Below are 12,702 nucleotides of genomic sequence, written 5' to 3' on the forward strand. Positions count from 1 at the left end.
GCTGGCGGCGCACCTGCGCAATCACCGCTACTGCAAGGAATGTAGTTCGTAGGGTGGTCGGCTTTGCCGACCGCGCGGTGGGGTGCTGGCGATACTTGAACGCGTGGGCATTCGTAATTCCGGGCATTGCCCGAAATTACCCCGCCCACCCTACAAAAGCGTCACGTCAGTGTTAACGGCAAGCGCTGCACAAGCCGTACAGCGTCAGCTCATGCGACTCCAGCACGAAGCCATCCGGCGTCAGCTTCTGCATGTCGCCCGGGCAGGCATGCACCTCATACACCTTGTCGCACGCGCGGCAGTGAAAATGGTGGTGATGTCCATGCCCCGCGATCTCGTAGCGGTCGCCGCCGCCCGGCAGTGACACCGTGGTGATCTCGCCCGCTTCCAGCATCGACTTGATGTTGCGGTAGATGGTCGCCATGCCGATCCCCGGCACCACGGTCTGGGCGTGCTCGAGGATCTCCTGCGGCGCCAGCGGACGGCCGGCGTCCTCGATGCACTGGTGGATCGCCTTGCGCTGGCGCGTGTTGCGTTCCATGGCCGCTTACTTCTTCGCGCGCAGCGCTTCGAGCTCGGTGCGCAGGGCGCTGCGCTCGGCGTAGGATTTGTCGAGCTGGGCGCGCAGCGACTTCACTTCGTTGGCGAAGTTATCGCGCGCGGTGGTGGCGCCGACCAGCTCCATCTCGGCGGCCAGGCGGGCATCCGACTCGCTCGCCTGGGCCGCGACGTTGCGTTCCAGCTGGGCACGCAGGTCGGCCAGCTGGCGGTCCTTGCCGTCGATCGCCAGCTGGTCCTTGGCCTTGCTCACCAGGGCATCGGTGGCGACCTGGCGCGCGTCGCGCAGTTCGGCCGTGAGGCGTTCGATCTCGGCTTCGTGCTCGGCTGATGCCGCCAGCGCCTGGTCGCGTGCGGCTTCCAAAGCCGCGCCGCTTTCGCGCAGGGAGGCCGCATCGGCTTCGGCTTCGGCCAGCGCCTCGCGCACCGGTCCGGCGGTCTGCTCGGCGACCTGTTGTACCCAGCCACTCAGTGCGGCTGTTACCGATTCGGGGATGTCCAGCGCGGGTGCGCCGGCGTTGTTCTTGTCCTGGTCCGACATTGTCGCGTTATCCTTTGCTGCTGCTTTTTTCATTGATGTGCCCTCGCTCACGCATCGCCCGTGGCGACAGGGCGGGTCGGGTCGCCGACCCATTCGCTCCACGAGCCGGGATACAGGGCCGCCCCGGGCATGCCCGCTACCGCCAGGGCAAGCAGGTTGTGGCAAGCCGTCACGCCCGAGCCGCACTGCATGATGGCGCGCTGCGGATCATCGACCAGCGGCGCGAACTCGCTGCGCAGCGTCGCGGCATCCTTGAAGCGGCCGTCCGGCTGCAGGTTGTCCTTGAAGAAGCGGTTCTTCGCGCCCGGGATGTGGCCGCCGACCGGGTCGATGGTTTCGTTCTCGCCGCGGAAGCGGTCGCTGGCGCGCGCGTCGATCACGATGCGCTCGCCCTTGTCGACATTGTCCAGCACTTCCGCCACCGTCACGGTCGGCACGAAGGGCGCGCGCACCGTCACGCTGCCGCGCGGCTTAGCCGCCACCTCGGTGGTAAGCGGCTTGCCGAGCGCCTGCCAGGCGGCCATGCCGCCGTCCAGCACCGCGACGTTTTCGTGGCCGAGCCAGCGCAGCAGCCACCACAGGCGCGCGGCGAACATGCCGCCGTGGGCGTCGTAGGCCACGACTTGCGAGCCGTCGCTGACGCCCCAGCCGCGCAGGGTCTCGGCAAGCAGCTCCTTTTCCGGCAGCGGATGGCGGCCGCGGAACACGCCGTCCGGACCGTTCTTGGCGCCCGAGAGCTGGGTCTCGATGTCACCGAACACCGCGCCGGGGAGGTGGCCGATGGCGTAGCCATCGCGCCCGGCGGCCAGGTTCATCAGGTCGTGGCGGCAGTCGACCAGCACCCAGTCCGGGTCGTCGATGTGTGCGGCCAGGTCTTGCGCCGAAATCAGTGTCGTGTACATGTCGCTCCTCAAGTCTCGCTGGCGATCGGATCGGTGTCCTTGACCACGGCGCCCTTGGCCGTGCTGCGTGTATTGTAGAACGTCGCGGCGACGCCGGACGCAAGGATCACGCCGATCCCGAGCCAGACGTGCCAGTCGAAGCTGTCGCCCCACAGGGCCAGGCCCCACAGGCTGGAAAACACGATGCCGGTGTACTGCAGGTTGGCCACCACCAGCACCTTGCCGACGCGGTAGGCGCGCGTCATCGCCATCTGGGCCATCAGGGCGGTGACGCCGATGCCCAGCAGCAGGATGCCGCTCCCCAGGGTATGGCTCTGGAACACCGCGCCCTTCGGGCCGTCGCCCGCCAGCACGCCCAGCAGGCCGGCGAGCGCCGTGGTCAGCGAGAAGTAGAACACCACGCGGTATTCGGGTTCGCCCATCTGGCCGAGCTTACGCACCTGCATGTAGGCCATGGCCGAGATCACCGAGGAGCATATGCCGGCCAGGCCGCCCAGCCACTGCTCGCTCTCGATGGCCGGCTGCAGCACCAGGGTCACGCCGAAGAAGCTCATGGCGATGGCCAGCACCAGCGGCCATTCGGGCATCTTGGTGCCGCGCCACCAGCCGACGCCGAACATGAAGGCGGCGATCCAGATCGGGGCCATGTAGTTGAGGGTGACGGCGGTCGCCAGCGGCAGGCGGGTAATGGCGAAGAACCACAGCCAGAGCGAGATCACGCCGACCACGCTGCGCCAGATGTGTTCCTTGGGGAAGACGGTCCTGAAGGTGCCGCCGCGGTGGCGGACGATCATGAAGAGTACCAAGGTGCCGATCAGGCCACGGTACATCACGAGTTCCGAGGTGGAGTAGAACTCCGAGGCCAGCTTCACGCCCGCGCCCATGGCGGCGAACGCAAAGCTGGCAAACAGCATCCAGAGTGAAGCCATCAGTTAAAGCTCGAGTTTGCTTCGGTACCACTCGTGGAAGTGCTGCATTCCGTCTTCCATCGGCGACTGGTAGGGTCCCACCTCGTTGACGCCGCGTTCGAGCAAAATCTTGCGGCCGGCATCCATGCGCAGCGCGATCTCGTCATCCTCGACCGCGGTTTCCATGTAGGCGGCGCGTTCGGCTTCCACAAACTCGCGTTCGAACAGCACGAACTCCTCGGGGTAGTAGAACTCGACCACGTTGCGGGTCTTCTGCGGGCCGATCGGCCACAGGGTCGACACCACCAGCACGTTCGGGTACCACTCGACCATGATGTTCGGGTACAGGGTCAGCCAGATCGCGCCGTACTTGGGCGGCTGGCCGTTGTTGAACTTCAGGACCTGTTCCTGCCACTTTTTATACGCCGGCGAACCCGCCTTCTGCAGCGCGCGGTTCACGCCCACGGTCTGGACACTGTAGTCGCGGCCGAATTCCCACTTCAGGTCATCGCAGGACACGAAGTTGCCCAGGCCCGGGTGGAAGGGCTCGACGTGGTAATCCTCCAGGTAGACCTCGATGAAGGTCTTCCAGTTGTAGTCGCACTCATGGATCTCGACGTGGTCGAACATGTAGCCGCTGAAGTCGAGGTCGCGGGTGACCTCCATGTTCTTCAGCTTGTCCATGACGTCATAGCCGTTCTGCTCGAACAGCAGTCCGTTCCAGTTCTGCAGCGGCGTCTTCGACAGGTTCAGGCACGGCGTCTCCGGGAAATGCGGAGCGCCGATCAGCTGGCCCTTCAGGTCGTACGTCCAGCGGTGCAGCGGGCACACGATGGTGTTCGCATTGCCGCGGCCATTGAACATCAGCGCCTGGCGGTGGCGGCAGACGTTGGACAGCACTTCGATGCCGCCCGCGTTGCGGACCAGCATGCGGCCTTCGTTTTCGGATGCAAGTGTCGCGAAATCGCCTACCTCCGGCACCATCAATTCATGGCCGACATAGCGCGGGCCCTTGTGAAACAGTTGCTGCAGCTCGCGCTGCATCAGCGCATTGTCAAAGTAGACATCTACCGGAAGCTGCGCGCACGAGCGCGCCAGCTTGGCGTGGGTAGCCAGATCGGACATCCCAACCCCCCTTTAATCAAGTACCACCAAAGAAGAGAAAGAATCCAAAGACCAGTATTTTGAGAAGAGGAATACGGTATTTCGGACAGAACCGGAGATTATACCCCGGAAACAGACTGGACGGTCAGGGGCCATCGCGCGCGAGCGACCGGATCGCGCAAATAAGTTGTTGAAAAATCACGGATTTCATCCAGGAGGGCGCTTTGCCGTAAAAGGTTTCACACAAGCAAGTTGCGGATGATGCAATGTGCGCCCCTTGAGGGGAAGGATTGGACTAAAATACGCGATTGGACCGACCCTTGGCGCACCCTTGCGCCTATATAAGCAAAACGCTATGTCAAACAATACGAATGCGCCCGAGTCGTTCGAAGGCGCGATGGCCGAGCTTGCCCAGCTCGTGTCGCAGATGGAGTCCGGCCAGCTGCCGCTGGAAGCGTCGGTGGCCGCCTATGCGCGCGGCTCCGAGCTGGTGAAATACTGCGCCGCCCAGCTGGAAAAGGTCGAGTCCCAGGTGAAGGTACTGGAAGGCGACATGCTGAAACCCTTCTCGGCCGAAGGCGAGGGCGATCAATGACGGCGTTCGACACCTGGATGCGCGAGGTGCAGGCCGAGGTCGAGCGCGCGCTCGAGACCCTGCTGCCGGCGTCCGCCACGGTGCCGCACAAGCTGCACGAAGCGATGCGCTACACCGCCCTCGGCGGCGGCAAGCGCGTGCGTCCGCTGCTGGCCTATGCCAGCGGCGCCCTGTTCGGCGGCGATGCGCAGGCGCTGGCCCGCGTAGCCGCCGCCGTCGAGATGATCCACGTGTATTCGCTGGTGCACGACGACATGCCCTGCATGGACGACGACGATCTGCGCCGCGGCAAGCCGACGGTGCACGTCGCCTATGACGAAGCGACCGCGCTGCTGGTCGGCGACGCGCTGCAGGCCCAGGCCTTCGAGGTCCTGGCCGGCATCGACACGCTGCCGCCGAGCCGCCAGGTCACCATGCTGCGCCTGCTGGCCGAAGCGGCTGGCTCCGCCGGCATGTGCGGCGGCCAGGCGATCGACCTGGACAGCGTGGGCCTGGCGCTCACGCGCGAGGAACTCGAGCGCATGCATCAGCTTAAAACAGGCGCGATGCTGCGCGTGTCGGTGATCCTGGGCGCCCTGTGCGGCAAGGACTTGTCGGTCATCGAGCTGGAAGCCCTGGGCGCCTATTCGAAGGCGATCGGCCTGGCTTTCCAGGTGGTCGACGACGTGCTGGATGCGACGGCCGATTCGGCCACGCTGGGCAAGACCGCGGGCAAGGACGCGGCGGACAACAAGCCGACCTATGTGTCGATCCTTGGGCTGGACCAATCGAAGGAACTGGCCGAGCAATTGCGGCGTGAAGCGCACGAAGCGCTGGCGCCATTTGGAGAACAAGCACTGCGGCTGCGCGAACTCGCGGACCTCATCGTGCAGCGGAAGGCATAAATGAACCTGCTAGAGACCATCAACGACCCCGCGGACCTGCGCCAGCTCCCGCGCACGCAACTGACCCCGCTCGCCACCGAGCTGCGCCAGTTCCTGCTCGACTCGGTGTCCAAGACCGGCGGCCACCTGTCCTCGAACCTGGGCACGGTCGAACTGACCATCGCGCTGCACTACGTGTTCAACACCCCGCACGACCGCATCGTGTGGGACGTGGGCCACCAGACCTATTCGCACAAGATCCTGACCGGCCGCCGCGGACGCATGCCCAGCCTGCGCCAGCTGAACGGCCTGTCGGGCTTCCCGAAACGCGACGAAAGCATCTACGACACCTTCGGCACCGCGCACTCGTCGACCTCGATCTCGGCCGCGCTGGGCATGGCGAAGGCGGCCAAGCTGAAGGGCGAAGACCGCCACGCGATCGCCGTGATCGGCGACGGCTCGATGACCGCCGGCATGGCCTTCGAGGCCCTGAACAACGCGGGCGTCGAGGACGACTGCAACCTGCTGGTGGTCCTGAACGACAACGACATGTCGATCTCGCCGCCGGTGGGCGCGCTGAACCGCTACCTGGCGCGTTTGATGAGCGGCCAGTTCTACGCCGCCGCCAAGAACGTCGGCCGCAGCGTGCTGCCCGGCCCCGTGCTGGATCTCGCGCGCAAGCTCGAAGAACATGCCAAGGGCATGGTGGTCCCGGCCACCATGTTCGAGGAATTCGGCTTCAACTACATCGGCCCGATCGACGGCCACGACCTGGATTCCCTGATCCCGACCCTGGAGAACATCAAGAAGCTCAAGGGCCCGCAGTTCCTGCACGTCGTGACGAAAAAAGGCCAGGGCTACAAGCTGGCCGAGGCCGAGCCGATCCTGTACCACGGCACCGGCAAGTTCAATCCGCTGGAAGGCATCAAGGCGGCGACCGCGCCGAGCAAGATCACCTACACCGAAGTGTTCGGCAACTGGCTGTGCGACATGGCGGCCAGTGACCGCCGCATGGTCGGCATCACGCCGGCGATGCGCGAGGGTTCGGGCATGGTGCGCTTCCACCAGGAGTACCCGGAGCGCTACTTCGACGTTGGCATCGCCGAGCAGCACTCGGTGACCTTCGCCGCCGGTATCGCCACCGAAGGCCTGAAGCCGGTCGTGGCGATCTACTCGACCTTCCTGCAGCGTGCTTACGACCAGCTGATCCACGACGTGGCGCTGCAGAACCTGGACGTGACCTTCGCGCTCGACCGCGCAGGCCTGGTGGGCGCCGACGGCGCCACCCACGCCGGCAACTACGACCTGGCCTACCTGCGCTGCATCCCGAACATGGTCGTCATGGCCGCGTCGGACGAGAACGAATGCCGCCAGATGCTGACCACTGCTTACCATTACCCTGGCCCGGCGGCGGTGCGCTATCCGCGCGGCGCCGGCGTGGGTGCGGCGATCCAGCCGGAGCTGACGTCGATCGAGATCGGCAAGGGTGAAGTCCGCCGCGAAGGCAAGGGCATTGCGATCCTGGCCTTTGGTTCGATGGTGGCCCCGAGCATCGCCGCCGGCGAAGAGCTGGGCGCGACGGTCGCCAACATGCGCTTCGTGAAGCCGCTCGACGTGGAGCTGGTCAAACGCCTCGCGAAGGAGCACGACTACCTGGTGACGGTGGAAGAGGGCTGCGTGATGGGCGGCGCGGGTAGTGCCGTGATGGAAGCGCTGGCCGCGGCAGGCATCGCCAAGCCGGTGCTGAACCTGGGCCTGCCGGACAAGTTCATCGACCAGGGCGATCCGGCGGCGCTGCTGGCGTCCGTTGGGCTGGATGCGAAGGGGATTGCGGCGTCGATCCGTCAGCGGTTTGCGGCGGGCGAACCGCGCCTGGTAGTCAACAATACCTAACCCGTAGGGTGGGCGGCTATGCCGCCCACGCGGTCAACTGGCGCAAGAATAGCCTGTTCGGCACTTCATTCGCTAACTGTCACCGCGTGGGCGGAGAATCCGCCCACCCTACGAACCACCATATAGCGTCTCGGCTCTCTGGAACAAAATCCACGAGGTCGCAATATACTTGTCCCCGCTGCGCGAAACATGCCCCTTGTGGGTATGCGTGAACCCCGCCGGCGCAATGATCAGCCGCCCCTTGCGCGCTTCCACCTTCCGGTTCTGGTACAGGAACTCGGTCTCCCCGCCATCTTCCACGTCGTTCAGGTAGAACTGCCACAGCAGCACCCGGTGCAGGGTCTCGCAGCTCGGGTTTTGCGGGTAGATTTCGGAATGCCAGTGGTGGTAGCCGCCGGTTCCCTGCAGGTACTTCTGCAGGTTGACATGGCCGACCCGGTAGATCGACTGCATCAGCTCCATGATGTTCGGCGTGCCGAATTCGTCGAAGTTGGCCAGGGACAGGGTCACCGGCTCGCCGGTCGCGGGGTGCGCCACCTGCGGCGACAGGGCGCCGATCAGGAGCATGCGGTACCGGTCCATGTACTGCGCCATGTGGCGTGCCATGGTCTGGGTGAGCAGGGCGCCGACGTCGTCCCACTCCGGGTGGCCGTTGATGGTCAGGTCGTAGCTGTCCTTCTTGCTGACGTCGACCCCGTTGCCGGTGCGGCCGCGCGCCACCTTATCGCTGGCGTCGAAGCGTGCGCGGACCGCGTCGCACTGCTCGGCAGTGAGGGCCTTGTCGTAGATCCCGATGAAGTCTTCCATGGGTTTATCCCCGCTTGCGCTCGTGCTGCCACAGCACGTCGCTGCCGCCGGCGAAGCGGTTCAGTACCCGCGCCAGCACGAACATCAGGTCCGACAGGCGGTTGACGTACTCGCGCGGATGCGGGCGGATGTCCTCGGCATGCCCCAGCGCCACGATGCTGCGCTCGGCGCGGCGGCACACGGTGCGGCATACGTGGGCCAGCGAGGCGGCGCGCGAGCCGGCCGGCAGGATGAATTCCTTCAGCATCCGCAGGTCGGCGTTGTATTTCGCCAGCAGGCTGTCGAGGCGCGCCACGTGCTCGTCCTTGATCATCTCGTAGCCGGGGATGCACAACTCGCCGCCCAGGTCGAACAGGTCGTGCTGGATCGAGACCAGCTCTTCGCGCAGGTCCGCCGGCATCTCCTCGCACAGCAGCAGGCCGACGAAGGAGTTGAGCTCGTCGACCTCGCCCAGCGAATGGATGCGCGGGCTGTCCTTGACGGTGCGGCTGCCATCGCCCAGGCCGGTGGTGCCGTCGTCGCCCGTCCGGGTGGAGATTTTGGAGAGTCGGTTGCCCATGATGTAACCTTATGCAATATGTTAAAAAAACGATAGGGCGAGCATACGATAATCGCGGCGCTTGTGCTCAATTTTTGCCTACAATTCAAGAATGAGCGCTACCACGTCCGCACCCACCGAGAACCTCGCCGGAAGGCGCGCGCAGGTCGCCGCCGCGCTGCGTGCGCGCCTGCCCGATAACGTCGTCCTGTCCGACCCCGAAGACACCCGTCCCTATGAATGCGACGGCCTGGCCGCCTATCGCCAGCTGCCGATGGTCGTCACGCTGCCTACCAGCGAAGAACAGGTGCTGCAGATCCTGAACACCTGTCGCGAACTCCGCGTGCCGATCGTGCCGCGCGGCGCCGGCACCGGCCTGTCGGGTGGGGCGTTGCCAATCGCTGACGGCGTCGTCATCTCCACTGCGCGCCTGAACCGCATCGTTCGCGTCGATGCGTACTCGCGCACCGCCGTGGTCCAGCCGGGCGTGCGCAACCTCGCCATTTCGGAAGCGGCGGCCCAGTACGGCCTGTACTACGCACCCGACCCGTCCTCGCAGATCGCCTGCACCATCGGCGGCAACGTGGCCGAGAATTCCGGCGGCGTGCACTGCCTGAAATACGGCCTGACCGTGCACAACGTGCTGCGCGTGCGGGTGGCGACCATCGAAGGCGAGATCATCGAACTGGGCAGCGAGGCGCTGGATGCGCCGGGCCTGGACCTGCTGGCCGTCTTCATCGGCTCGGAAGGCATGCTCGGCATCGTCACCGAGGTTACGGTCAAGCTCGTCCCCAAGCCCGCGGTGGCGCAGGTCGTGATGGCCTCCTTCGGCGACGTCCTCACCGCCGGCAACGCGGTGGCCAGCATCATCGCGGCCGGCATCATCCCGGCCGGCCTGGAAATGATGGACCGCACCTCGGTGCGCATGGTCGAACCGTTCGTGCGCGCCGGCTACGATACGGACGCCGCCGCCATCCTGCTGTGCGAGGCCGACGGCACCGCGCTGGAAGTGGCGGAAGAAATCGAACGCATGAAGGCGGTCTTCGAAGGGGCAGGGGCCACCGCCATCGCCGTGTCGCAGAGCGAGGCCGAGCGCATGCGCTTCTGGTCCGGCCGCAAGAACGCCTTCCCCGCGGCCGGCCGCATCTCGCCGGACTATTACTGCATGGACGGCACCATCCCGCGCAAGCAGCTGGCGCGGGTATTGCAAGGCATCGAGGACATGGAAAAGACCTTCGGCCTGCGCTGCTCCAATGTGTTCCACGCGGGCGACGGCAATATGCATCCGCTGATCCTGTTCGACGCCAACCAGCCGGGCGAATTCGAGCGCGCCGAAGCGTTCGGAGCCGCGATCCTGGCGCTGTGCGTCGAAGTGGGCGGCACCATCACCGGCGAGCACGGCGTGGGCATGGAGAAGATCAACTCGATGTGCGTGCAGTTCGACCGCAAGGAGCTGGACGCCTTCTTCGCGGTCAAGCGCGCTTTCGATGCCTTCACGCTGCTCAATCCGGACAAGGCGATCCCGACGCCGCACCGCTGCGCCGAATTCGGCAAGATGCACGTGCACGGCGGCGAACTGCCGTTCCCTGAACTCCCGCGCTTCTGAACATGCAATCGATCGAACAATTCCAGGAACGGGTGCGCGCCGCCGCAGCCGACAAGCAGGCCTTGCGCATCCGCGGCGGCGGATCCAAGGACTGGTACGGCCAGCGCCTGGAGGGCGAGATCCTCGACACGCGCGGCTACCGCGGCATCGTCGACTACGAGCCCACCGAACTGGTGATCACGGCGCGCTGCGGTACGCCGCTCAGCGAGATCGAGGCCGTGCTTGCAGAACGGAACCAGATGCTGGCCTTCGAGCCGCCGCATTTCAGCGAGAACGCAACCCTGGGCGGGGCGATTGCTGCCGGCCTGGCCGGCCCGCGCCGCGCCTATGGCGGCGGCGTGCGTGACTTCGTGCTGGGCGCCAAACTGCTGGACGGGAAGGGCGACGTGCTCTCCTTTGGCGGCCAGGTGATGAAGAACGTGGCCGGCTACGACGTGGCGCGCATGCTGGCCGGCTCGCTCGGCACCCTCGGCCTGCTGCTGGAAGTGTCGGTCAAGGTGCTGCCGCGGCCTCTTGCCGATACCACGCTGCGCCTCGAGATGAGCGAGATCGACGCGATCCGCCGGCTCAACGAGTGGGGCGGCCAGCCGCTACCTCTGTCCGCCAGCTTCTGGCACAGCGGTGTACTCTTGCTGCGCCTGTCGGGCGCCCAGGCGGCGGTCGATGCGGCCGTGCGCCTGATCGGCGGCGAGGTCGTCGAGCATGCCGCCTCCTGCTGGGAAGAGCTGCGCGAGCAGCGCCTGCCTTTCTTCGGCGGCGAGGATGCGCTGTGGCGCCTGTCGGTGCCGTCCACGACCGGCGCGATCGTGCTCGGCGGAGTGCAACTCATCGAATGGGGCGGCGCCCAGCGCTGGCTGCGTAGCGAGCTCGATGCCGCCACCATCCGGCGCAGCGTGGCGGCCGTGGGCGGCCATGCGACCCTGTTCCGCGGTGGCGACAAATCCGTGGGCGTGTTCGACACGCTCCAGCCCGCGCTTGCGCGCATCCACGAACGACTCAAGGCTTCCTTCGATCCGGCCCACATTTTCAATCCGGGACGAATGTACTGACATGCAAACCAATCTCGCCGATTTCATCAAGGGCACCGCCGACGGCATGGAAGCCGAAGCGATCCTGCGCGCCTGCGTGCACTGCGGCTTCTGCACCGCCACCTGCCCGACCTACCAGCTGCTGGGCGACGAGCTCGATGGCCCGCGCGGCCGCATCTATCTCATCAAGCAGGTGCTGGAAGGCGCCGAACCCACCCGCAAGACCCAGCTCCACCTGGACCGCTGCCTTACCTGCCGCAACTGCGAAACCACCTGTCCGTCCGGCGTCAAGTACGGCCGCCTGGCCGACATCGGCCGCCGCGTGGTCGAGGAGCGCGTGGCGCGGCCCTTGAAGGACCGCGTCGAGCGCACCACGTTGAAGGAATTCCTGCCACGCACGGCGCTCTTCAAGCCCGCGTTCAGGGCGGGCGTGCTGGCGCGGCCGGTGCTGTCGAAAGGCTTGCAGGACAAGCTGCAGCCCGCGCGCGCACCTGGCGCCTGGCCCACCCGTTCGCATGCGCGCAAGATGCTGGTGCTCGAGGGCTGCGTGCAGCCGGCCATGGGTCCGAACATCAATGCCGCCACCGCGCGCGTGCTCGACGCCTTCGGCGTGCAGCTGCTCACCGCACCGAAAGCGGGCTGCTGCGGCGCCGTGCGCTACCACCTGAACGATCAACAGGGCGGCCTGGAGGACATGCGCCGCAACATCGACGCCTGGTGGCCCTACGTGGAGCAGGTGGAGGCGATCGTCATGACCGCGTCCGGCTGCGGCGTCACGGTCAAGGAATATGGCCATCTGCTGGCGCACGACGAAGCCTACGCCGCCAAGGCCGCGCGCATCTCGATGCTCACGCGCGACCTGTCCGAGATCATGCCCGAGTTCGAAGAGCAGCTCGGGGCGAAGCTGAAGGGGAAGATCGCGAAGCGCGTGGCTTACCACCCGCCCTGCACCCTGCAGCACGGCCAGCAGATCCGCGGCAAGGTCGAAGGCGTGCTGCGCGCCGCCGGCGTGGACGTGCAGCTGTGCGCCGACAGCCACCTGTGCTGCGGCTCGGCGGGCACCTATTCGGTGCTGCACCCGGAGATCGCGCACGCACTGCGCGACCGCAAACTGGCCAATTTGCAAGCCACCAGTCCGGACGAAATCGTCTCGGCCAACATCGGCTGCATGACCCACTTGCAATCGGGCACCGATACCCCGGTCACGCACTGGATCGAACTGATCGACCGCGCGCTCACCTGAGTCACCTCGTCCCGGGCGTGCCCCGAATGACCGCGCGCGCAAGCGTGTGCGGCGCTTTTGCTCTTTTGTCTATCGTGGTGTACCGACAAGCCGTATCACCAACAGAACAGGAGAGC

The 12,702-nt window shown here is 65.9% G+C and carries 13 protein-coding genes; 6 read left to right on the forward strand and 7 right to left on the reverse strand.

Annotated features, from left to right (window positions below; genetic code table 11):
• Positions 1–172: 172 nt before the first annotated feature.
• Genes LK542_RS00005 through LK542_RS00025 form a run of 5 tightly spaced genes read right to left on the reverse strand, consistent with a single transcriptional unit; the run spans position 173 to position 4,034 of the window.
• On the reverse strand, positions 173–541 hold the full coding sequence (locus LK542_RS00005) for a Fur family transcriptional regulator (RefSeq protein WP_227810326.1): 369 nt from the start codon (positions 539–541) through the stop codon (positions 173–175).
• A 6-nt stretch (positions 542–547) separates the two neighbouring features.
• Entirely contained in the window at positions 548–1,099 is a 552-nt protein-coding gene (locus LK542_RS00010; protein ID WP_227810327.1) for a hypothetical protein, read from the reverse strand.
• A gap of 47 nt (positions 1,100–1,146) precedes the next feature.
• Positions 1,147–2,001 carry a sulfurtransferase gene (locus tag LK542_RS00015; RefSeq protein ID WP_227810328.1) on the reverse strand — a complete coding sequence of 285 codons (855 nt, stop codon included), beginning with the start codon at positions 1,999–2,001 and terminating at the stop codon, positions 1,147–1,149.
• A gap of 8 nt (positions 2,002–2,009) precedes the next feature.
• The gene (locus LK542_RS00020; protein WP_227799950.1) at positions 2,010–2,930 is read right to left on the reverse strand and encodes a DMT family transporter; all 921 of its coding nucleotides are present in this window, start codon (positions 2,928–2,930) and stop codon (positions 2,010–2,012) included.
• A 3-nt stretch (positions 2,931–2,933) separates the two neighbouring features.
• Positions 2,934–4,034: an aromatic ring-hydroxylating dioxygenase subunit alpha gene (locus LK542_RS00025; RefSeq protein ID WP_227810329.1), complete on the reverse strand. Its 1,101-nt coding sequence runs from the start codon at positions 4,032–4,034 to the stop codon at positions 2,934–2,936.
• 334 nt (positions 4,035–4,368) lie between these two features.
• Between LK542_RS00025 and LK542_RS00030 the strand changes: the two genes are divergently transcribed.
• The 3 genes from LK542_RS00030 to dxs are packed head-to-tail and all read left to right on the forward strand — an operon-like array spanning position 4,369 to position 7,364.
• A complete protein-coding gene (locus LK542_RS00030; protein ID WP_227799952.1) occupies positions 4,369–4,608 on the forward strand; it encodes an exodeoxyribonuclease VII small subunit in 240 nt (79 codons plus the stop codon).
• Positions 4,605–5,492, forward strand: a complete 888-nt coding sequence (locus LK542_RS00035; protein ID WP_227810330.1) for a polyprenyl synthetase family protein — start codon at positions 4,605–4,607, stop codon at positions 5,490–5,492. Before LK542_RS00030 ends, LK542_RS00035 begins: the two co-directional genes overlap by 4 nt.
• Positions 5,493–7,364, forward strand: a complete 1,872-nt coding sequence (gene dxs / locus LK542_RS00040) for a 1-deoxy-D-xylulose-5-phosphate synthase (protein WP_227810331.1) — start codon at positions 5,493–5,495, stop codon at positions 7,362–7,364.
• Positions 7,365–7,472: 108 nt separating this feature from the next.
• Here dxs and LK542_RS00045 read toward each other — a convergent pair whose 3' ends face one another.
• Entirely contained in the window at positions 7,473–8,171 is a 699-nt protein-coding gene (locus LK542_RS00045) for a 2OG-Fe(II) oxygenase (RefSeq protein ID WP_227810332.1), read from the reverse strand.
• A gap of 4 nt (positions 8,172–8,175) precedes the next feature.
• On the reverse strand, positions 8,176–8,730 hold the full coding sequence (locus LK542_RS00050; RefSeq protein ID WP_227810333.1) for a cob(I)yrinic acid a,c-diamide adenosyltransferase: 555 nt from the start codon (positions 8,728–8,730) through the stop codon (positions 8,176–8,178).
• A gap of 91 nt (positions 8,731–8,821) precedes the next feature.
• Between LK542_RS00050 and LK542_RS00055 the strand changes: the two genes are divergently transcribed.
• Genes LK542_RS00055 through glcF form a run of 3 tightly spaced genes read left to right on the forward strand, consistent with a single transcriptional unit; the run spans position 8,822 to position 12,586 of the window.
• A complete protein-coding gene (locus LK542_RS00055) occupies positions 8,822–10,315 on the forward strand; it encodes an FAD-linked oxidase C-terminal domain-containing protein (protein ID WP_227810334.1) in 1,494 nt (497 codons plus the stop codon).
• Positions 10,316–10,317: 2 nt separating this feature from the next.
• Positions 10,318–11,364 (forward strand): glycolate oxidase subunit GlcE, encoded by a 1,047-nt coding sequence (glcE, locus tag LK542_RS00060; RefSeq protein WP_227810335.1) that lies wholly within the window; start codon positions 10,318–10,320, stop codon positions 11,362–11,364.
• 1 nt (position 11,365) lies between these two features.
• Positions 11,366–12,586: a glycolate oxidase subunit GlcF gene (gene glcF / locus LK542_RS00065; protein ID WP_227810336.1), complete on the forward strand. Its 1,221-nt coding sequence runs from the start codon at positions 11,366–11,368 to the stop codon at positions 12,584–12,586.
• Positions 12,587–12,702 lie beyond the last annotated feature (116 nt).

Origin of the sequence: Massilia sp. IC2-477 (genome assembly GCF_020707265.1) — a bacterium.
In the GTDB taxonomy this organism is placed as follows: domain Bacteria; phylum Pseudomonadota; class Gammaproteobacteria; order Burkholderiales; family Burkholderiaceae_D; genus Telluria.

Excerpts from the sequence above, each read along its gene's own strand:
- LK542_RS00005 (WP_227810326.1), bottom strand. The coding sequence starts at position 541 with ATGGAACGCAACACGCGCCAGCGCAAGGCGATCCACCAGTGCATCGAG.
- LK542_RS00010 (WP_227810327.1), bottom strand. The coding sequence starts at position 1,099 with ATGTCGGACCAGGACAAGAACAACGCCGGCGCACCCGCGCTGGACATC.
- LK542_RS00015 (WP_227810328.1), bottom strand. The coding sequence starts at position 2,001 with ATGTACACGACACTGATTTCGGCGCAAGACCTGGCCGCACACATCGAC.
- LK542_RS00020 (WP_227799950.1), bottom strand. The coding sequence starts at position 2,930 with ATGGCTTCACTCTGGATGCTGTTTGCCAGCTTTGCGTTCGCCGCCATG.
- LK542_RS00025 (WP_227810329.1), bottom strand. The coding sequence starts at position 4,034 with ATGTCCGATCTGGCTACCCACGCCAAGCTGGCGCGCTCGTGCGCGCAG.
- LK542_RS00030 (WP_227799952.1), top strand. The coding sequence starts at position 4,369 with ATGTCAAACAATACGAATGCGCCCGAGTCGTTCGAAGGCGCGATGGCC.
- LK542_RS00035 (WP_227810330.1), top strand. The coding sequence starts at position 4,605 with ATGACGGCGTTCGACACCTGGATGCGCGAGGTGCAGGCCGAGGTCGAG.
- dxs (WP_227810331.1), top strand. The coding sequence starts at position 5,493 with ATGAACCTGCTAGAGACCATCAACGACCCCGCGGACCTGCGCCAGCTC.
- LK542_RS00045 (WP_227810332.1), bottom strand. The coding sequence starts at position 8,171 with ATGGAAGACTTCATCGGGATCTACGACAAGGCCCTCACTGCCGAGCAG.
- LK542_RS00050 (WP_227810333.1), bottom strand. The coding sequence starts at position 8,730 with ATGGGCAACCGACTCTCCAAAATCTCCACCCGGACGGGCGACGACGGC.
- LK542_RS00055 (WP_227810334.1), top strand. The coding sequence starts at position 8,822 with ATGAGCGCTACCACGTCCGCACCCACCGAGAACCTCGCCGGAAGGCGC.
- glcE (WP_227810335.1), top strand. The coding sequence starts at position 10,318 with ATGCAATCGATCGAACAATTCCAGGAACGGGTGCGCGCCGCCGCAGCC.
- glcF (WP_227810336.1), top strand. The coding sequence starts at position 11,366 with ATGCAAACCAATCTCGCCGATTTCATCAAGGGCACCGCCGACGGCATG.